12 protein-coding genes are annotated in these 17,744 nt (G+C 34.7%); 1 reads left to right on the forward strand and 11 read right to left on the reverse strand.

Going from position 1 to position 17,744, the window contains the following annotated elements; genetic code table 11:
- Positions 1-36: 36 nt before the first annotated feature.
- The 6 genes from B0A65_RS13300 to B0A65_RS13325 all read right to left on the reverse strand — a co-directional run bounded on the left by B0A65_RS13300 (position 37) and on the right by B0A65_RS13325 (position 12,144).
- Entirely contained in the window at positions 37-3,660 is a 3,624-nt protein-coding gene (locus tag B0A65_RS13300; RefSeq protein WP_074663085.1) for a heparin lyase I family protein, read from the reverse strand.
- Between the two features lie 149 nt (positions 3,661-3,809).
- Positions 3,810-5,012, reverse strand: coding sequence for a glycoside hydrolase family 88 protein (locus tag B0A65_RS13305; protein WP_074663082.1), 1,203 nt, complete (start codon positions 5,010-5,012; stop codon positions 3,810-3,812).
- A gap of 235 nt (positions 5,013-5,247) precedes the next feature.
- Positions 5,248-6,258 (reverse strand): YncE family protein, encoded by a 1,011-nt coding sequence (locus tag B0A65_RS13310; RefSeq protein WP_242670281.1) that lies wholly within the window; start codon positions 6,256-6,258, stop codon positions 5,248-5,250.
- 14 nt (positions 6,259-6,272) lie between these two features.
- Positions 6,273-7,517 (reverse strand): hypothetical protein, encoded by a 1,245-nt coding sequence (locus tag B0A65_RS13315; RefSeq protein ID WP_074663077.1) that lies wholly within the window; start codon positions 7,515-7,517, stop codon positions 6,273-6,275.
- A gap of 672 nt (positions 7,518-8,189) precedes the next feature.
- Positions 8,190-9,128, reverse strand: a complete 939-nt coding sequence (locus B0A65_RS13320; protein WP_074663074.1) for a ring-cleaving dioxygenase — start codon at positions 9,126-9,128, stop codon at positions 8,190-8,192.
- Positions 9,129-9,729: 601 nt separating this feature from the next.
- Positions 9,730-12,144 carry a sensor histidine kinase gene (locus B0A65_RS13325; protein ID WP_074663071.1) on the reverse strand — a complete coding sequence of 805 codons (2,415 nt, stop codon included), beginning with the start codon at positions 12,142-12,144 and terminating at the stop codon, positions 9,730-9,732.
- 432 nt (positions 12,145-12,576) lie between these two features.
- Here B0A65_RS13325 and B0A65_RS13330 point away from each other — a divergent pair, with 432 nt between their 5' ends.
- Positions 12,577-14,151: a sigma-54-dependent transcriptional regulator gene (locus B0A65_RS13330; RefSeq protein ID WP_074663068.1), complete on the forward strand. Its 1,575-nt coding sequence runs from the start codon at positions 12,577-12,579 to the stop codon at positions 14,149-14,151.
- 7 nt (positions 14,152-14,158) lie between these two features.
- Here the strand turns inward: B0A65_RS13330 and B0A65_RS13335 are convergent, their stop codons facing one another.
- The 5 genes from B0A65_RS13335 to B0A65_RS13355 form a co-directional block, all read right to left on the reverse strand.
- Positions 14,159-14,776 (reverse strand): TMEM175 family protein, encoded by a 618-nt coding sequence (locus B0A65_RS13335; RefSeq protein WP_074663064.1) that lies wholly within the window; start codon positions 14,774-14,776, stop codon positions 14,159-14,161.
- Positions 14,777-14,959: 183 nt separating this feature from the next.
- Positions 14,960-15,310, reverse strand: a complete 351-nt coding sequence (locus tag B0A65_RS13340; RefSeq protein ID WP_074663060.1) for a cupin domain-containing protein — start codon at positions 15,308-15,310, stop codon at positions 14,960-14,962.
- Positions 15,310-15,930, reverse strand: coding sequence for an alpha/beta hydrolase (locus tag B0A65_RS13345; protein ID WP_074663057.1), 621 nt, complete (start codon positions 15,928-15,930; stop codon positions 15,310-15,312). The genes B0A65_RS13340 and B0A65_RS13345 overlap by 1 nt, the downstream gene beginning before the upstream one ends.
- 159 nt (positions 15,931-16,089) lie before the next feature.
- On the reverse strand, positions 16,090-16,380 hold the full coding sequence (locus tag B0A65_RS13350; protein WP_074663054.1) for a GNAT family N-acetyltransferase: 291 nt from the start codon (positions 16,378-16,380) through the stop codon (positions 16,090-16,092).
- Positions 16,381-16,385: 5 nt separating this feature from the next.
- Positions 16,386-17,744 (reverse strand): sigma-54-dependent transcriptional regulator, encoded by a 1,359-nt coding sequence (locus B0A65_RS13355; RefSeq protein ID WP_074663051.1) that lies wholly within the window; start codon positions 17,742-17,744, stop codon positions 16,386-16,388.

Here is a 17,744-nt window from a genome sequence, read left to right on the forward strand (position 1 = left end):
AGTCTTTATGTGTTCGTTAAAACAGTAAAAATTGCATTACTGTTTAACTAATTTAATTGTTTTTGTATTGGTTCCGTTATGTATTTCTGCAAGATATATTCCCGGACTTAGCTTAGCGTCTAATGCTATAGACGATGTGTAATTTGATTTCACTGTATTTATTTTTCTTCCTAAAATATCAAATATATTGATGAGAATATCTTCACTATTATCTCCTCCCATAATGTTTATTTGAAATTCGGTTCTCGTTGGATTGGGCGCTGCAAGTACTATAAAATCTTCAATTTGTTTTGTTATTGAAGCATTGTTTATCTTGCCTGAGCCTAAAGTACTTTCACAATCACCCAAATAACAACCATGAGCTAAATGCGCTGAAACAGCATTAGTCGAAATACAAAGACTGTTATTATTATGGCATATCGTTACTTTTTTAGAAGCACAAGAAACAGTAACAACTTTTATTTGTTTTGTAATTGAAGCTGAACAGCCTAAAGCATCTGTAATTACAACATTGTAATCGTGAATTCCTGCTGTTGATGGATTTACTGAAATCGTATTTGTTGTCGCTCCGTTGCTCCATAAATAGGTAAAGGGGCTTGTTCCGTTTGAAGGTGTAGCTTTTAGTGTTAATGAAGAAGGACCATAACCTAAATAAATTGTATTTGCATTTCCACCTGGATTTACGGCATATACATCGGCAATGCTAACAGAAATTATATTGTTAATGGTAACTGTAGTTATAGCGGTATTACTATTTCCCGAGTTGTCAGTTACTGTCCATATTATTGTAGACGTTCCTACATTAAAATTTCCGCTTGCATCCAATCCATTTCCGCTTCTTGTGGTTGCGCCTGTAATTACGTAAGCAATAGTAGTCATAGCGCAATTATCTGTGGCTGTTGCCAAAGGAATTGTATAATTCCCGCTTGCTTCATAACAAAGAATAACAGATGCAGTTGAGTTTATTGTTGGAGTTTCTGTATCAGTTACAGTTACTGTTTGTGGAGTTGTAGCTGTGTTCCCATTTTCATCTGTAGCGGTCCAGGTTACGGTTGTTGTACCATTAGGGAATAAAGCAGGAGCATTGTTAGTAATACTTGCCACAGCGCAGTTATCAATAACTATTGGTTGAGGTAAAACTACTGCAGCACCACACTGATTTTTATCATTACTGACTGTGATTGGAGTTGGTGCAGTAAAGACTGGCTTTTCAATATCAGTAACGGTAACCGTATACGAAGTAGAACTGCTGCCACATGCGTCGGTTGCTGTACAGGTAACTGTGGTAACCCCTTTATTAAAGATTTTATTTGCTAATGAACCTGTTGCGGTAGCTGTTGTCGCGCCGCTTAACACATAACTGTACGCAATGTTGTCGCAGTTGTCGGTAGCCGTTGCATCAAATTCATTGCCTTGTACAGTATAAGTACAAACGGCATTATCTGTATTTTTTGCTACATTGTTTTTTGTCTGTATTTTCAAGTTTGATTCTACCGCCAAAACACTACCATTAAAAGCGAAATTGTCAATCCCTACAAGAGTGCCAGCAGTAGTAGCTCCATACCAATACATCCTAAAAGTTACTTCGGAGTTTGTCGAAATATTAGCCAGATCATAAATAGAGTTATTTCCAAAATTACTTGTATTAGCAGCATCATCGCTTACAGTAACCGGTGCTGAAATATTGCTGGTAAAATTGTCGAGACTGGAGCGCAATACGTAAGTGTTGGAATTTGTAGCGCCTGCGGTTCTCCAATTAAATGTCATGCTTTTAAGGGTAAGCTGGTAGCCTGGTTTTGGAGCGATTTTAAATTCATAATACTGAGTAGGATCAAACGGGCTGGGCGTAGCAGCTGAACCTGTTGCCCATCCACCCAATAAATATCTGCCACTAAGGATAGCGCCGCCGGCGGGCGTTAGTGTGTTACGGGAAAAATCTGAGCTGGGCGAAGTGCTGTTAGATACTACATTGGCTGTCACGACATCGTTACTAGGAGAATATGGGGCCGGCAGATAAGCCGGATTATTGTCTGTAATAGTGTTATTCCAAAGAGCGGTAGCAGTACTGGTATTGTTAAGCTCAAACACTTTTATATTGTCATGATGGGCTGTAAAAGTAAGTGTAGTATTACCTTCTAATGACTCTCCGGGGTTTCCGGCTCGCGTATAAACTCCCCATTTTAAGTAGCCAATATTTCCTGCCGATTGGCTCACAAAAGTTACAATGTTTTCAGACTGGTCTTTAAGGCTATAATCCTGCTCTCCCGGTAGTTTTGTATATATCTTGATGTAACCGGTAGCATTGGTAGTCCACTTTACATCAATGCGTAAGTGGATCCAATCATTTGCATAATTGCGAAAATCATCCACTAATGGAGTAGAAGTTGTTATCGCATCGCCATTGGCATTTCGTATATCTCTTTTGCTTTCAATGCCGTTTCGCTGCGCAATCACCCTTAACGGTTCGCCCACACCATCGCTCATTTTTAGCTGAAATAGAACTACGCCGTAAAGCGGATCTGTAGAAGTCCAGGCAGGCCAGTCCTTCATTTTAAAGCTTACTTCATAGCGTCGTTCTTCTCCGGGAAAAAATTGATATGCGTCAACAGTAGAAGATTCACTGCGTTGACCACCGTCAGATTCGTAGGCAGGGTTTCCCATTTTTACAGTATGCCCTATGCCGTAGGTACTAGTATACCCGGGCACCATAAAAGCAGCATCTGGTGCGGTAGCGTGTGTAACATCAATACCCGTGAAGCCGGAATTCGTAGCTCCGTTTTCATAATTAACATTAAGAATTGTACCAGTGACAGTAGGCGGAGGTGGCGGAGGTGTAGCAATTAAAAAATTGGAATAACTGATATCATCAAGATACAGTACAGGTGCTGATGAACCCGGTGCGACATTCAGTAAATTCATTCCGTTAATGCTAGTTCCTATTGGGAGCAAACCTGCTCCGGGATCAGCATTGGCCAGCACTTTTACATTGTCGATCCAGATATCAAAAGTTCCTGCGGGAAGGCTATGTGTTGTTGCCGTTGTGCCACTTCCCGTGATATAGGATGCTGTACTGGAACTGTTGTTCATAAAAAACTTCAGTGTGTAAACCTGATTTTTATTAAGTGTAGTTTGAGAAAGTCCGGTTGTTGTATAGTTGGGACTTGTAGCGGATGAAAGCCATTCGAGACTAACAGCAGTAGAAGTAGGAGATAATCGTAATGCGGCAAATGTTTGTGGTAAACTTAATCCGCTAGCACTGGTAAAATTGCTGCCGTTACCAAAATACAATAAGAATCTGCCGTTAGTTCCGGAGCTGATATTGATCTTGCATTCAAAAGTGGCAACGGTAGTAGCTGTAAAAGAAGCCAACCCAAATTTTGCACCCGATACGGTAGAACCACTGGTCATTTTAAGTTCGGCTCCGGTGCCGCCGGCTAAACCGGAAGAGATTAGTTCGATAAAGCCTTCGGTAGCTGATGAAGCCCTTATACCCGCATTTCCGCCACCAGTCGATGGTGCGGGCAAGTAAGTAGAACTATAAGTAGCAGATGTGTATGGCGCGGCGAGGTTAGTGCCAAAGTCATATACCCAATTGGAATTTTGTGCCTTTGCTTCTAACAAAGAAAGTACACAGAGCAAAGCAAGTAAACTTTTTTTCATAATTACTGGATATTTACGGTTTTTGGTTAAGGTAGCAAGTCAGCAATTTTTTGGCTGGATGGTAATTGCCAGCCAAAAAAAGCTGGTGGTTTTCTCTATAATAAATGTGTTTTAATGTTCGTATTTAATTTAACTGGGTTTCCACTTTTTTAAAGTTCAATTTTTTTGATTTCGGCATATCTTTTTAAAGCTTCCAGATAATAATAATCGGCATAGTCAAGCGGAGTATCAATTTCAGAATTGTATAAAAAAGCACCGACACTATGTTTTAAAAGGAAATAATGATTTTCGTCTGGTTTAGCCAAATAAGCATCTGACGATAAGGATTTTAATAGTGTCTCTGCATAATCAACATATTTTTGACCGTCTTTTACCTGTGTACTCAAATCTAATAAGGCAGAAGCTATAACGGCTGCGGCTGAGGCGTCTCTTGGAGCAAGCTCATCCGTTTCTAATGCATTATGAACATCATAATCCCAAACGGGAACTTTATCTTTAGGAGTTCTGGGATTGTTCATAATGAATTTGGCAATATTTTCAGCCTGTTGTAAAAACTTCGGATTTTTGCTGTTTTCGTAACATACCGTATAGCCATATAATCCCCACGCTTGCCCGCGTGCCCAAGCTGATTCATCTGTTAAACCCTGATGAGTAGCTTTACGCAAAACTTTTCCGGTTGCAGGGTCATAATCGACTACATGATAAGAACTGAAGTCTTTTCTGTAATGATTTTTCATGGTTGTTAAGGCATGAGTATCTGCCGCATTTGTATATTCTGGTTTATTGAATTGTTTCGCTCCCCAATATAAATATTCGAGATTCATCATATTGTCAATAATTACAGGATAATGCCACCAGGGAAAATCCCAGGAACGAATTACTCCAATTTTTGGATTGAATCGGGCATAAAGGTTTGCTGCTCCGTCCTTCAACGCTGGGAGATAGATTTCTTCCTTTGTAATTCGGTAAGCATTTCCATAAGAGCAGTACAACATGAAACCAACATCATGTGTGTTTTTTATATTACGGATAGAATCAAGTGCCAATGTGAATTTTTTAGCTTCCTCTGCTAATTTTTTGTCGCCTGTAAGTTCATAACCATACCACAGACTTCCGGGGAAGAATCCCGTTGTCCAATCTGTTAAACCGGCCAATCGTACCGTTCCGTTCGGATTTACAGAACGTGGATTTTTTCCCGGCTTATAGGTTTGGGCGGCTTTGTTTAACTGGAAATGAATTACTTCTGTTGTTTTCTTAAACCAATCATAAGTTGGGTCTCCCTGATTGGATTTTGCAAAAGAGCTTAGAGTAATAGTAGAAATAGCTAGAAATAGGCTGAAGGTTTTTTTCATAGTTTAATCGTTTTATCCGTATTCAGTTTTGGTGAATATTTTATAAAGCGAAGTTAAACGGGAGGTTGAAAACGGTATTTCAAATTCATTTATAAATGTTTTGAATTTGTGTAAACCACTATTTTATGTATTGATAAAAGATTAAATACTGCTTTAAATATCCTTTTAATTTAATTTGGAATAAAAAAAAAGACGGTCTGTTTTTAGACCGTCTTCTTAAACTTATAGTTTTGATTTATTTTTGCTCCGTAATGGTGGAGTGATTAAGTTTAATAACCCTGATTTTTTTATTAGTGTTATCCGATAAAAAAATGCGATCATTTAATTGGGCTGTACTAACGATCGTACCAAAAGGATTTGCTCCCATAATATCATTAGCATTAATCCTTGGAGTATAATTTTTATTCATAAATTCCTCTTTTGGATAAAGACGTAAGTAGTTTAAGCTTCCAACAGTTTCTGTGGTAATAGCCCAATCTTCACTAAAAGAAATCGCGATAGGTTTTGCATCAGTAAAAGGAGCGGTTACTGGTTTTATTGGCTCTGTTAGCGAACTTGCAGCATTTGCTTTAATATCGGCAATGTTGTAGTACAAATAGCTTTTTGCATCTCTTCCCGCAACAACTAAATTTCCTGAAGCAATATCCAAAGAGTAGATTTGATCAAAACCGTTTAAGGTATTCAATTTGGCAATTGGCTTTAGATTCCAGTCACTGGATTCGGTAATTTGTGAGGTCTCAAAAACTTTAATAGAGGTTTCTTTTTCTTTCACAAATACCAATCCGTCTTTTACGACAACAGCAAAAACGTGTACAAAAGTATTCCACCATTGACCATTTCCTACCGTGCTAATTCCGGTATTTGTACTTTCATCAAATACAAAAAGCCTTGAATCAACACTTCCTACGTAGATTCTGCCATTGTCAATACAAACAGACGAAAGTTTAGTAAGGGCAATTGTCGTAGTTCCTTTGGTATAATTTGCAATTGTTTTGATGTATTTTAAAGTTGTCGCATCAAAAATTTCTAATACATCACCATTACAGATATAAAGTTTGTTATTTGCTACCGCAATCCCTTTTGGGTCAAGTGCTCCAGTTCCGGCTCCAATTGCACTCGCTGTAATTGTTGCTTCATCGGTCGGATAGTAATATTTATAGATTGTACCGTTGTTTTCTCCGTCAGCATCTTTACTGCAACTAGTAAAAAGACAAAGTAATAATAGGATAAAAGGTATTTTATTCATGTTTATTTTATTTTTTAGTTCCATTTTCCTTCTCCTTTATACTTTAATAAAAATGGATTTTTTGGGTCGATTGTAAACACTGGTTTTTTATAAGTACCTGTCAGATAGCTTGTTTTTGTATACGTTTTAAGTATCTCCGGATCTGTAAACGGAAGATCATTTAAATAAATCAAATATTTATAAAAATGGGTTAACATTTCCTGTTGTCCGCCACCTTCACCACTATTGGCTAAATTACTACTATGGCTGTAGCCACTATGATGTGAATATTCGTGTGACCAAACAGACATTTCTCCCTTCCAATGTCCGGTAACATAACCAGATTCCCATTGAGAAGCTAAGGCACCACCGCCCCAGGCAGAACCACCGCCAACCATAGCGATATTAAGTTGTCGTTTATCAATATAGGTTGTATAAGCTTGTTCAATTTGAACTTTAGTTAAATAATCATAAACACCATCTACATCATCAGCATTGCCATGCCAGTTAAGCGCACCATTTACAGCAGTGCCGGCGGTTGCAGCTTGCTCTCGCTTGTATCGGTCAAAATTAATAAAAGTGTCATAGTATAAAGGATGACTGATTGCGTACGAAAAATTAAGAATCATAGCAATGGCTTCTTTGGCCAAAACCGGATTCATCGGCAAATATTTTTTAGGATCATCTACGGGATTATTTAAATGATAAGAATCGCTGAACCCAACTAAACGGGAAGATTTTATTTTTTTGAATTTTGCAAACAAAGGATCACTTGACTCAACTGAAAATTCAATACCGCCTGAAGAAAATCCGTCAATCTTATCTATCGTAACAGGACTTCCGGTTTCAGATAAATAATCATTTTTTCCGGCAGTTAATGGAATTTGATGGAAAGAGCGATGAAAAGCGGGGATTTTTGAAAAGGTATAAATTACAAATCGCTTATCGTAGTTAGGCAATTTAGCATAAATTTTTACATCTGTAAGTCCAACAGGAGAGTATAAGGATATTTGAACAGAATCTTTTCCTTTTTGAATAATTTGCAAAGGTTCGTTGACTCTAAACCAACGATCGTTTTTATCGTACATTTTAGAAGAACTTTCTGCGTCTTCAAACATGGTCATGGGTTTATTTCCTGCAGGCAAATTTGTAGCGTCTATAGTTGCCTGATAATTTGGTTTGTAGTTTTCGTCATCATTTCCATTTTCGCAGCTTGCAAAAAAGACGAAATTGGCTAATAGCAAAATGCTAAAGAGCCCTTTTTTGGTTTTCTTGTTCATGTAGGTTAGTTTAAAATTGTTTTTTTGTTTTTTTGGGGATCTATTTTCAAAAACACAAATGTCATAAAAATTCTGTTAAATAAAAAATTGGCTGAAAGATTAAAAAAACAGGTGTATTCTGGCGCAGGCTAAGAAAGTTACTATTGAAAATGTTTTACCTCAATTTTTCTAATAGAAAATGACTTCAAATGAGCAATGTGATTTTGATAAAACAAAATTAAAACTCAAAGTAAGTGTTAGCCTTCAGTTTTAATTATAAATGTTTTGAATTTGTGTAAAAAGGTCTTTATAAGCTACCGTGTGGACATAAGTATAAAATAAACACCAATTTAACTAATTGCCACTAATTTTCGTTCGTAAAATTAATTTCACAAATTAAGCTAAGTATTAAAATTAGTGCAAATCCGTGTAATAGGTGTTTAAAATTGATCTGTACTATTTGTGTCCAGACGGTAGCTTTATAAGCCTTCTTTCATATTTAATTTTTTCAGAAGTTTAATCAATAGCAAAACCATTATATAAAGCAAAAACCTGCAAATCCGGGGATTGGCAGGTTTTTACAAGTTTTAGTTTTTTTAAAATATTAACAAAGTACCTTTAAATTAAACGACCATTTTTTAAATGGTTTTTACAGATAAATAAAGGTTAACTTGTTTGTAATGATGCTATTAATTAATTTATTTTAACCAAATGCGCTTCAATAGCAGCTCTGTCTGACTCATATTGTTCAGGAAGTTTTAAGTTTTTACCTAATTCTTCTAAACTTTCATCTACTGTAAAACCAGGGTTTTCTGTCGCGATTTCAAATAAAACACCTCCCGGTTCTCTAAAATATAGAGAGTGGAAATAATTTCTATCAATCTGTGGTGTAATAGACAATCCGTATTCCTCGATTTTTTCACGGAAGTGCATTAAAATTTCATCATTTTGCACTCTAAATGCTACGTGATGCACAGATCCGTTGGCTACATGTCCGCGTTTTTCTTCTGCCAATTCTACAAGGTCAACAATTGCTGCATTTTCTACAGTATCAGTTGCATAACGGTAACGGTTTACATCCTGATCGATCAATTTGTAACCAAATATTTCAGTTAATATTGCAGCAGTAGCTTTAATACTGTTTAAGGTCAAAGTAATGTTATGAAAACCTCTTGTTGCCACATCAGCTTTTACTTCATCGGTTTCCCACGGTTTTCTGTCGTCACCTGTTTTAGATTCTATTAATTCTAATTTTAAACCGTCCGGATCTAAGAAAGTAAGATATTTTTCTCCAAACTTTTCAGCTGGTTTGTTGTAAATTACATTGTATTTTTCAAAACGTTTCTGCCAGAAATCAAGACTTCCTTTTGGAACAGAATATCCAATTTCTGTTGCCATTCCAGAACCTTTTCTTCCTTGTTGAATTCCTTCTCCCCAAGGGAAAAAAGTTAAGATCGTTCCGGCACTTCCAACTTCATCACCAAAGTAAAAATGGTATGTTCCCGGGTCATCAAAATTTACCGTTTTTTTAATAAAACGTAATCCTAATATATTGGAGTAAAAGTTGAAATTACGTTTAGCGTCACCTGCAATTGCAGTAATATGGTGTAAGCCTAAAATTTTATTTTCCATGGTATTTTTATTTATTTAGTTGTTATTGATTTTCTTATACAAATTTACTTCAGTTATGGCTGTGCATCGATTAACCTAGATTAAGAAATAAAAAAGCAATATTTTTTTGCTGGTAATCAATAGCCAAAAAACATTCCTTTCTTTTACATGCGTTATATATAAGGTGTTAGTTTGTTGTTTATGCCTTTTGATTATACGATATGTCGTAATTTTATGAAATGAAAATGTTGTATTTAGAAAAATCAGTACTGTTTAATTAAGGCTATTTCTTAAATTTAGCCTATTCGCTTTTTAAAATAGCGGTCCACTTACTGTTTATGGCAAAACTGGTAGATCAGACTGTAGTTATTTTGAATAGATTGCAGGAAAGAGAAAAAGAACAAATACTTATTTTGTCAATTTACTTGGCGCAGTTGGGTAGGTAAAAATAAAGCGTGAAGGCTAAATAAGAAGTCGATTCTTGTTTTTAAATAAACTAAAAAGAGCTGTACCATTTTTACCTTATGAACAATATAATGCACAAATCTTTTAGTTCCCTGAAATGGTTATCGACTTATCTTATTCTCCGAAGGCAGCGCAATGTTTTAAATCAATATATTTACTATTTAAGTTCCTTTTTAAAACACAACTTCACTGTTATACCATTTTCATTCTCCAGGAACAAATCTCCTTCAAGAGTATCGCTCAAGCCTTGAATAAGTACCATTCCGAAGGAGTTGCTGTTTTGCAGGTCCGATACGTTTGAAATACCAATTCCATTATCGGAAATAATTAATATATAGCAGTTATGCGTAACTTCTAGAAGTGAAATGTTGATGATACAATTGGTTTTATCCGGGAACGCATATTTTATAGCGTTAGTGACAACTTCGTTCATGATTAACCCAAGTGGAATTGCCTGTGAAATATCAAGTTCTATTGGATCTACCTGCATTTTAAAATTAATATACTGTGTTTCACTAAAAGAATCTTTTAAATATTCGACCAATTCATTACAATAGTCAGGCATATTTATGGTAGACAAATTATCTCCCAGATATAATTTCTGATGAATAAGGGACATGGCATGTATTCTGTTCTGACTATTTTTAATAGTAGAAATTGCTAGATCATCTTTTAAATAAGCTGATTGAGAATTAAGCAGGCTAATTATAGTCTGAAGGTTGTTTTTTACACGATGATGGATTTCTTTCAAAAGCCATTCTTTTTCATCTACTAAATGCTGCAGTTTTAAATTTTTTAGATTAATTTCTTTTTCTTTAATTTCTAATCTATTAGTGTTTCGTTGCTTAATTTTAGATCTGTTGTACAATAAACCAATAACAATCAGTAATAAAACTAATGAACTTATTGAAATTGTGTTTAAAAGAATTGAAGTGTTTAATTTGCTTTTCTGCTCTTTAGCTTGTTTTTTTAAAGATCTGATATTGTATTCTTTATTCGCCGTTTCGTATCTAAATTTTAGATTTTCAAATTCTTTATTTTTAGCAAGATTAAACATTGAATCCTGAATTTTATGATAATTTGCAGCATGTTTAATGGCCGAATAATAATCTCCGGAAAGCGAATCAATTTTGAATAGGGAAAGCTCAAGATTATTAGGGTTAAATCCGTGTTTATTTGCTTTGGTAAGTTCAATTATTTTATCTGTAATAGCCCTCGCTTTATCTACTTTATTGATTTTAGTGTAAAATAATGCCATGAAAGAATAATGAGTTGCAACATCTTTTATTGTTTCTAGCGTATTTAACTTTTGAGCATAATAAGCCATTTTTTCATAAGTAGATTCCGCTTCTTTCATTCTTCCTAAATGTTCTAAGCAATAAGCTTTAATCTCATGAAGAATCATGTTATCTAGGTCATTTCTTGGAGGATATTTTTTGGACGTAGTTTCCAGATAAGTTAAGGCTTCAGAAAACTTTCCTCTTTCAGTAAGAGAATCTACGGCACTAAAAAAGTTTTTATACCAAGCACCGCCGTTAAGTTCTCTTTGATTGTAACTAATTCCTTTCTCATAAAATTTAATAGCTTGTTCATAATAGCGCATTCGGTTATAAATATTACCTAAACGCATGTAAAAACTATCTGCATATAGATAGTCTTTGGTGTTCTCCATTGAATTTATACTCTGTAAAGCATAATAAAGTGCATTTTTTACATTGTCATTCATAATTTCGATATATGCAATAGTTGTTTCAGTATACTGGGTATAGCTAAAACCTATTTTCTTCTGAAGTGCCAGACTTTGTAAACATTCTTCTTTGGCGAGTTTAATGTTTCCTGTCCAGAAATGAACTGTAATTATTTTCATCAAAGTTTCAATTTCTTTTTCCGTACGACTTGATTTTTTATAAAGATCCATTGCTTCTTTTAAGACAACTGCTTTTTCAGGATTTTCATTTGGCATAAAAGTTCCTTGGTTATCAATTGCTTCAGCAATCAGCATAGGATCATTTGTTTTTCTACTTTCTTCTGTAATCTTCTCGAAAATAGTTTTGCTTACTGCTTTATTTCCCGTTTGAAAATAATATTTTGCCAAAAGAAGTTTAATTTGAAAATTCCATTTTTGATTTTTTGTTTTTTTTACAAGTTTCTCAGCTTTAGTTATGTAAAAAAAGGCATTATCAAGATCAGCCTTTTTTGTACCTGATTTAAAAAGGTAGAAATTGGACAATTGAAAGTTTAATTTTATTTGATCTGTCAATTCTAATTTTGAAAGCAATTTTTCGGCACCACGAATATTACCATTACTGATTAAATCATTTCCGGGAAAGTAAGATCCGTCATTATAGCCTTCGTCATTCACTAATGTGTAAGGAATTTTAGTGGCTTTACAAACTAAAACCATTGCACTGTCTATATCAATAAGTCCTTGATTTATACTGTATGCATAAATACCCATGTTTTGAATCATCAATCGGTTTTTTTGCAGTTTTAAATTCTCAGCTTTTTGGTTCTGGCCAAAAGATTTTAAAGTAAAAAGGAATAAAAGACTTAAAATGATAGCTTTTTTCATGGTTTAATTTTGATTAGGTAAAGCTAGTGGTTTGTAAAGTTTATAAAATTATTTTGAAGTAGAAATTATAGTTGTTTTTCGAAACATAAGACCAATACGTAAGGTTTTCAAATAGAAAAAGCGGTCTAAGGAGACCGCTTTTAACACCAAATAATTAAGGAGTATTGCATCCATAGTAATGTAGTTTGTGTACTGTATTATAATTGCATTTTGAATTAATTTTAACTAAATGATCTTCAATTTTGAATCTGTCAGCCTCATGTGGTTGTAAATAAGTGATTTGACTTCTATTTGTGCCTTTTGATTATACGATATGTCGTAATTTTATGAAATCAAAATGTTGTATTTAGAAAAAATCCATAGTGTTTTAATTAAGGCTATTTCTTAAATTTACGCTATTACCGTTTTAAAATACCACACCACTTATTGTTTATGGAAAAATCGATAGATCAGACCGCAGTCATTATGAATAGATTGCAGGAAAGAGAAAAAGAACAAATACTTATTTTGTCAATTTGCAGTGCACTTGCGCAGGTTTTATCTAAAGAGAAATTTAATACTATTGTTGGTGGTTTATTAAAAGAACACTTGCATTTTGATGATTTTATCTTTGCTTCATCAAATGAAAATGAAACAGAGTATCACATTTTTTACCAATTTTCACAGAAAGCACCAGATGGAAAAGGTTATGCTATAAACGATGGTTTTTTTAATATATGTCTGGATTCTGCTGATACATTAATATTTGATTTAAAAGAAAAAAAACAACTCCCGAATTATATTAATATACCGCAGGAAAAAGGTTTCAAATACGGAGTCGGAATTTGCCTTCCTTATATAGAAGGAAATCGAAACGTAGTTTTTCTGTTCTTTAAAAATGCAACAACTTTTAGCAGAGAATGCAGCCGGATCATTCGGGGTATTGCTATGCAGCTTTCTATTAGTGTCAGTAATATTAGAAGGGCAGAGGATTATGATAATAAAATTGCCGAATTGAATATTTTGAAAAGAAATTTAAGCGAAACAAAGACAGAAAATTTACATGTAAAAATGGAAGGTTTTTGCGGAATTGTAGGCAATAGCGATGCCATGCAGAAGGTTTACAAATTAATTAATCAGGTCGCTCTGTCGCAATCAACGGTTTTGATTTTTGGTGAAACCGGAACCGGAAAAGAGTTGGCAGCAAGCGCCATTCATAATTTATCATCGGTTTCAAATAAAAAAATGATTAAAGTAAATTGTGCTTCAATACCTGTGAATCTTATTGAAAGTGAATTATTCGGTCACGAAAAAGGAGCTTTTACCGGAGCTACAGAAATAAGAATTGGCAAATTTGAACAAGCCGAAAACAGTACGATTTTTTTGGATGAAATAGGGGAGTTGCCTTTAGAGTTACAAGGGAAACTACTTCGTGTTTTGCAAGAAAAAGAAATTGAAAGAATAGGCGGAAAAGGCACCATAAAGGTAAATGCAAGAGTTATAACAGCTACAAATAGATTGCTTGAAAAAGAAGTTGCAGAAGGACGTTTTAGAAGTGATTTGTATTACAGATTAAATGTTTATCCAATTTCTTTGCCTGCTTTACGTGATCGTCAGGAAGATATTGAGGCTCTTGGGAATTTTTTCATAGAAAAACATGCTAAGAAAATCGGAAAAAAAATGAAAGGTTTTTCTAAAAAAGTACTTAAAGGCATGATTGCAAATGCATGGCCGGGAAATGTGAGAGAATTAGAGAATATGGTGGAAAGAAGTATATTGTTTTCTAAAGATGAGGTTATTAAAGAAATGATTTTTTCTCCAATTTTTAAAACAGAATCTCATACTTCTGAAGTTGAATTTTATCCGAAAACATTACAGGAAATAGAAAAAGAACACATTTTGAAAGTAGTAAAAAAATGTAATGGAAGAATTTCAGGTCCGCAAGGCGCGGCAGTTTTATTAGATTTACCGGCAACAACCTTAATTTCTAAAATGCAAAAATTGGGAATTAAAAAAAGTATTTTTTAAACCGATTCTATTCCTGAATAACATTTATTTTTCCTGAAGAAAGAGCCCAAAAAATCAATAAAATCATGCAAATTGCCAGAGCAACCGCAGGCAATTCAAAAGAAATTCCAAACGCAATTAAATACGTTGGAAGCCCATATAAATAATTATTTCTGATTTTTTTGATTGCCAGACTTGTAATTCCCGGACGCAAAAGCTTTTTGTCACTACTGGCAATAAACCACAAAAGATTGTACGAAATGTTGATGAGCACAAAAATTCCTGTATAAATTGCCACTGCAATACCAGAAGCTTCGCCATTAAAGAAACGCGCTAATAAAGCTGTTGGATACGACACGGCTGAAACCAGAAAAAGAATTAATCCGTTTGCAAACATAATCGCCGTATTACGACTGTAAATTTGTTTAAAAATTTTGTGGTGATTGACCCACATAATAAAAATACTGAAAAACGAAAGTGTAAAAGCAAGATACGAAGTCCATTGCTGTTTTAGATAAACTAAAAGAGCTGCACTATTTTTCACCACATTTGCATCGGGAACATGAAGATCTAATACCAAAAGCGTAATGGCAATCGCAAAAACAGCATCGCTGAAATTCTCGATTCGTACGGTTTCTTTTTCCATTTTATCATTTTGAGTAATTAATTTTTAACCACAAAGTTCACAAAGACTTTTAACCAATTTTAGTTTGAAAGGCACAAGGTTCGCAAAGCGATTTCAATACAAAGCTTTGCGAGCTTTGTGTTTTTATAAGAAGAGATAGTAAAAATCCTTGCGCACTTTGCGGTTAAATTTTGTTTCTTTAAGTTATAATTTTATAAATATTGATTTTCGCAATTTCGTTTCAATATTTTTAGTTTTGTGTCCTTTTCCGGTCGTATCTTCTACCAACAAAATAGAACCGGTGTTAAATGTTCTTTTTTCTCCCAATGAAGTTTCGATTACGACGCCACCTTCTAATAAAACAATGTATTGTCGGTCTGGTGCATTATGAAAATCATAATCATAAGAAGGTTTGACCTCTCTAAAAACAATTGATTTTACGGGTTCATCATCAGATAAAAAACCGATATCACCATTGTTTTTCAACGGAACTTCGAAATCCTCAAAATGACTTTCGCCATTTGCATCGCTGTAAACCCGGGTTATCGTAATCATTATTTTTTATTGAAAACCAATGCGTTTGCACAATCTACCTCGTCCTGACTTATAGTATGTCCCATATTTGAGTAAATTTTCTTGGTTACATCTGCGCCCATTTTTTGAAGCAGGGCTTCGGTTTCATTTACTCTTTCAACCGGAACATGAAAATCAGGATCGCTTGTTCCAATGAAAACAGGAGTGTTTTCGAAGTTTCCGGCATAATGATCTTCATAAACTTTATCCCCTATAAGTCCACCGGTAAAAGCAACAACACCGCCGTATTTTGCAGCATTTCTGGCTGTAAATTCTAAGGCAAGACAAGCTCCCTGCGAAAATCCAAGGAAATAGATATTCTCTTTTTCAATTCCGTTTTGCTGAATGGCGACCACAACCTGATGAATTGCTTCTAATGATTTTGAAAAAGAAGGTTCATTTTCGTCAAGAGGCACTAAAAACGAATAGGGATACCAGGTTCTGTTTTCTGCCTGGGGTGCGACCAATGCAAAATCATCAACCTTAAGATGTTTTGCAATAGAAAGAATATCATGGGCACCTGCACCACGTCCGTGTATCATAATCAAGGCCTTTTTGGCTTCATTTAAAGGGATACCGTCTGTTAAGGTTTCTATATTCATATATTTTATTTTAAATTAATATATTGGGTAATGCGAATTTTTCACGCAGATTTACAAAGATTTAAGCAGATATGCACAGATAATTACTATACTTATCAAAAAATATAGCTGCCTAAATCTATAGAATTCGCGTGAAAAAATCTTTTCAATCCATCGCTATTATTTTTTCCAAATATCCTGATATTCCGCAGGGTGTCTTTTGAATTGTGCATGCACGTACGGGCAAAGTGGTAAAACCATCATATGATTGGCACGTACATAAGCAACCATTTCTTCCAGAAGTTTTTTTGCATAGCCTTTTCCTTCAGCTTCTGGTTCAACTCCGGTGTGGTAAACAGTCAATACATCATCTTTAATGCTTACTGTCATTTCGCCTAATTTTTTATCATCAACATAGAGATTAAAAGCGCCATGTTTTTTCTCGTCTAATTCTAGTTTTATTGTTTCCATATCTATTAATTATATCCTTGTTTTATGTCTAGTTTTTTCATTTTTGAAAACAAAGTCTGTGGTTGCATTTTAAGTAGCTCTGCGGCTCCTCCCGGGCCAGAAACTTTACCATCGCAAATTTTAAGCGCATTTATGATATGTTCCTTTTCCATTTCTTCCATCGACTTTATTTTGCCATTATTCAGTTCTAACGGATTTGAATTATTTACCGGAAGATCAAATTTTTCGATTTCATTTGTTTTAGCCAGAAGTACATTTCTTTCTATTAAATGTTCTAATTCCCTAATATTTCCCGGCCAGTTGTATTGCATTAATTGTTCTAAAGCAGAGGTACCAATACTGTTAACATTTTTTCTTGATGCTGTTGCAAATTTCTTTAAAAAATAGTGTGCCAAAGCTTCAATATCTTCCCTGCGTTCTTTTAAAGTTGGCAATTGTATCGGGAATACATTTAGTCTGTAGTACAAATCAAGTCTAAAACGGCCTTCTGCCACTTCTTTTTCTAAAGATCTGTTGGTTGCGGCAACGATACGAACATTAATTTTGATGGTTTTATTTCCTCCAAGTCTTTGAATTTCTTTTTCCTGCAAAACGCGCAATAATTTTACCTGAGATTCCAGTGGTAATTCGCCAATTTCATCAAGAAAAATAGTGCCGTTATTCGCTTGTTCAAATTTCCCTATTCGTAAAGTGTTTGCTCCTGTAAAAGCTCCTTTTTCATGACCAAAAAGCTCTGATTCTATGAGCGAATGAGGTAAAGCAGCACAATTAACTACCACAATTGGTTTTAATTTATGCGCCGAAAGATCGTGTATAGCATGTGCAACTCTTTCTTTACCTGTTCCGCTTTCGCCGAGAATCAATACAAAAGTTTCAGCCGGAGCTACAATTTTTATTTTTTCAATTACTTCTTTTAAAAGTTGGCTTTCGCCGATAATTCCATCAATTTCCTGATTTTCTGTTTCAATTTTAATTGTTGTCAATGATCCTTTTTCCTGTTCAAATCGATATCGGGCAATGTCGAGCATTACGATAAGATCTCTTTCCCGAAAGGGTTTTACCATAAAGCCATAAGGATGTGTGGCTTTTACGGCTTCAAGTGTTGTTTGGTTCGTATTTGCCGAAATATAAAGAAACGGAAGCTGCAGTTCCCGCAGTTCCCAGGCCAGATCAATTCCGGTTAAATCGCCTTTGAGCATAATATCTAATAATACCCAATCCGGTTTTTTACTTTCAATTAATTTGCGTGCCTGCACCACAGAAGAAGCAATACCGGTAATTTGATAACCCGCTTTAACCAACATGATTTTTAAATCATTTGCCACTATAAATTCGTCTTCAACAATTAAAATTTTCTCCTGCAT

It is taken from the genome of Flavobacterium frigidimaris (genome assembly GCF_002217275.1).
GTDB classification, from domain to species: domain Bacteria; phylum Bacteroidota; class Bacteroidia; order Flavobacteriales; family Flavobacteriaceae; genus Flavobacterium; species Flavobacterium aquidurense.

Excerpts from the sequence above, each read along its gene's own strand:
- B0A65_RS13300 (WP_074663085.1), bottom strand. The coding sequence starts at position 3,660 with ATGAAAAAAAGTTTACTTGCTTTGCTCTGTGTACTTTCTTTGTTAGAA.
- B0A65_RS13305 (WP_074663082.1), bottom strand. The coding sequence starts at position 5,012 with ATGAAAAAAACCTTCAGCCTATTTCTAGCTATTTCTACTATTACTCTA.
- B0A65_RS13310 (WP_242670281.1), bottom strand. The coding sequence starts at position 6,258 with ATGAATAAAATACCTTTTATCCTATTATTACTTTGTCTTTTTACTAGT.
- B0A65_RS13315 (WP_074663077.1), bottom strand. The coding sequence starts at position 7,517 with ATGAACAAGAAAACCAAAAAAGGGCTCTTTAGCATTTTGCTATTAGCC.
- B0A65_RS13320 (WP_074663074.1), bottom strand. The coding sequence starts at position 9,128 with ATGGAAAATAAAATTTTAGGCTTACACCATATTACTGCAATTGCAGGT.
- B0A65_RS13325 (WP_074663071.1), bottom strand. The coding sequence starts at position 12,144 with ATGAAAAAAGCTATCATTTTAAGTCTTTTATTCCTTTTTACTTTAAAA.
- B0A65_RS13330 (WP_074663068.1), top strand. The coding sequence starts at position 12,577 with ATGGAAAAATCGATAGATCAGACCGCAGTCATTATGAATAGATTGCAG.
- B0A65_RS13335 (WP_074663064.1), bottom strand. The coding sequence starts at position 14,776 with ATGGAAAAAGAAACCGTACGAATCGAGAATTTCAGCGATGCTGTTTTT.
- B0A65_RS13340 (WP_074663060.1), bottom strand. The coding sequence starts at position 15,310 with ATGATTACGATAACCCGGGTTTACAGCGATGCAAATGGCGAAAGTCAT.
- B0A65_RS13345 (WP_074663057.1), bottom strand. The coding sequence starts at position 15,930 with ATGAATATAGAAACCTTAACAGACGGTATCCCTTTAAATGAAGCCAAA.
- B0A65_RS13350 (WP_074663054.1), bottom strand. The coding sequence starts at position 16,380 with ATGGAAACAATAAAACTAGAATTAGACGAGAAAAAACATGGCGCTTTT.
- B0A65_RS13355 (WP_074663051.1), bottom strand. The coding sequence starts at position 17,744 with ATGCAGGAGAAAATTTTAATTGTTGAAGACGAATTTATAGTGGCAAAT.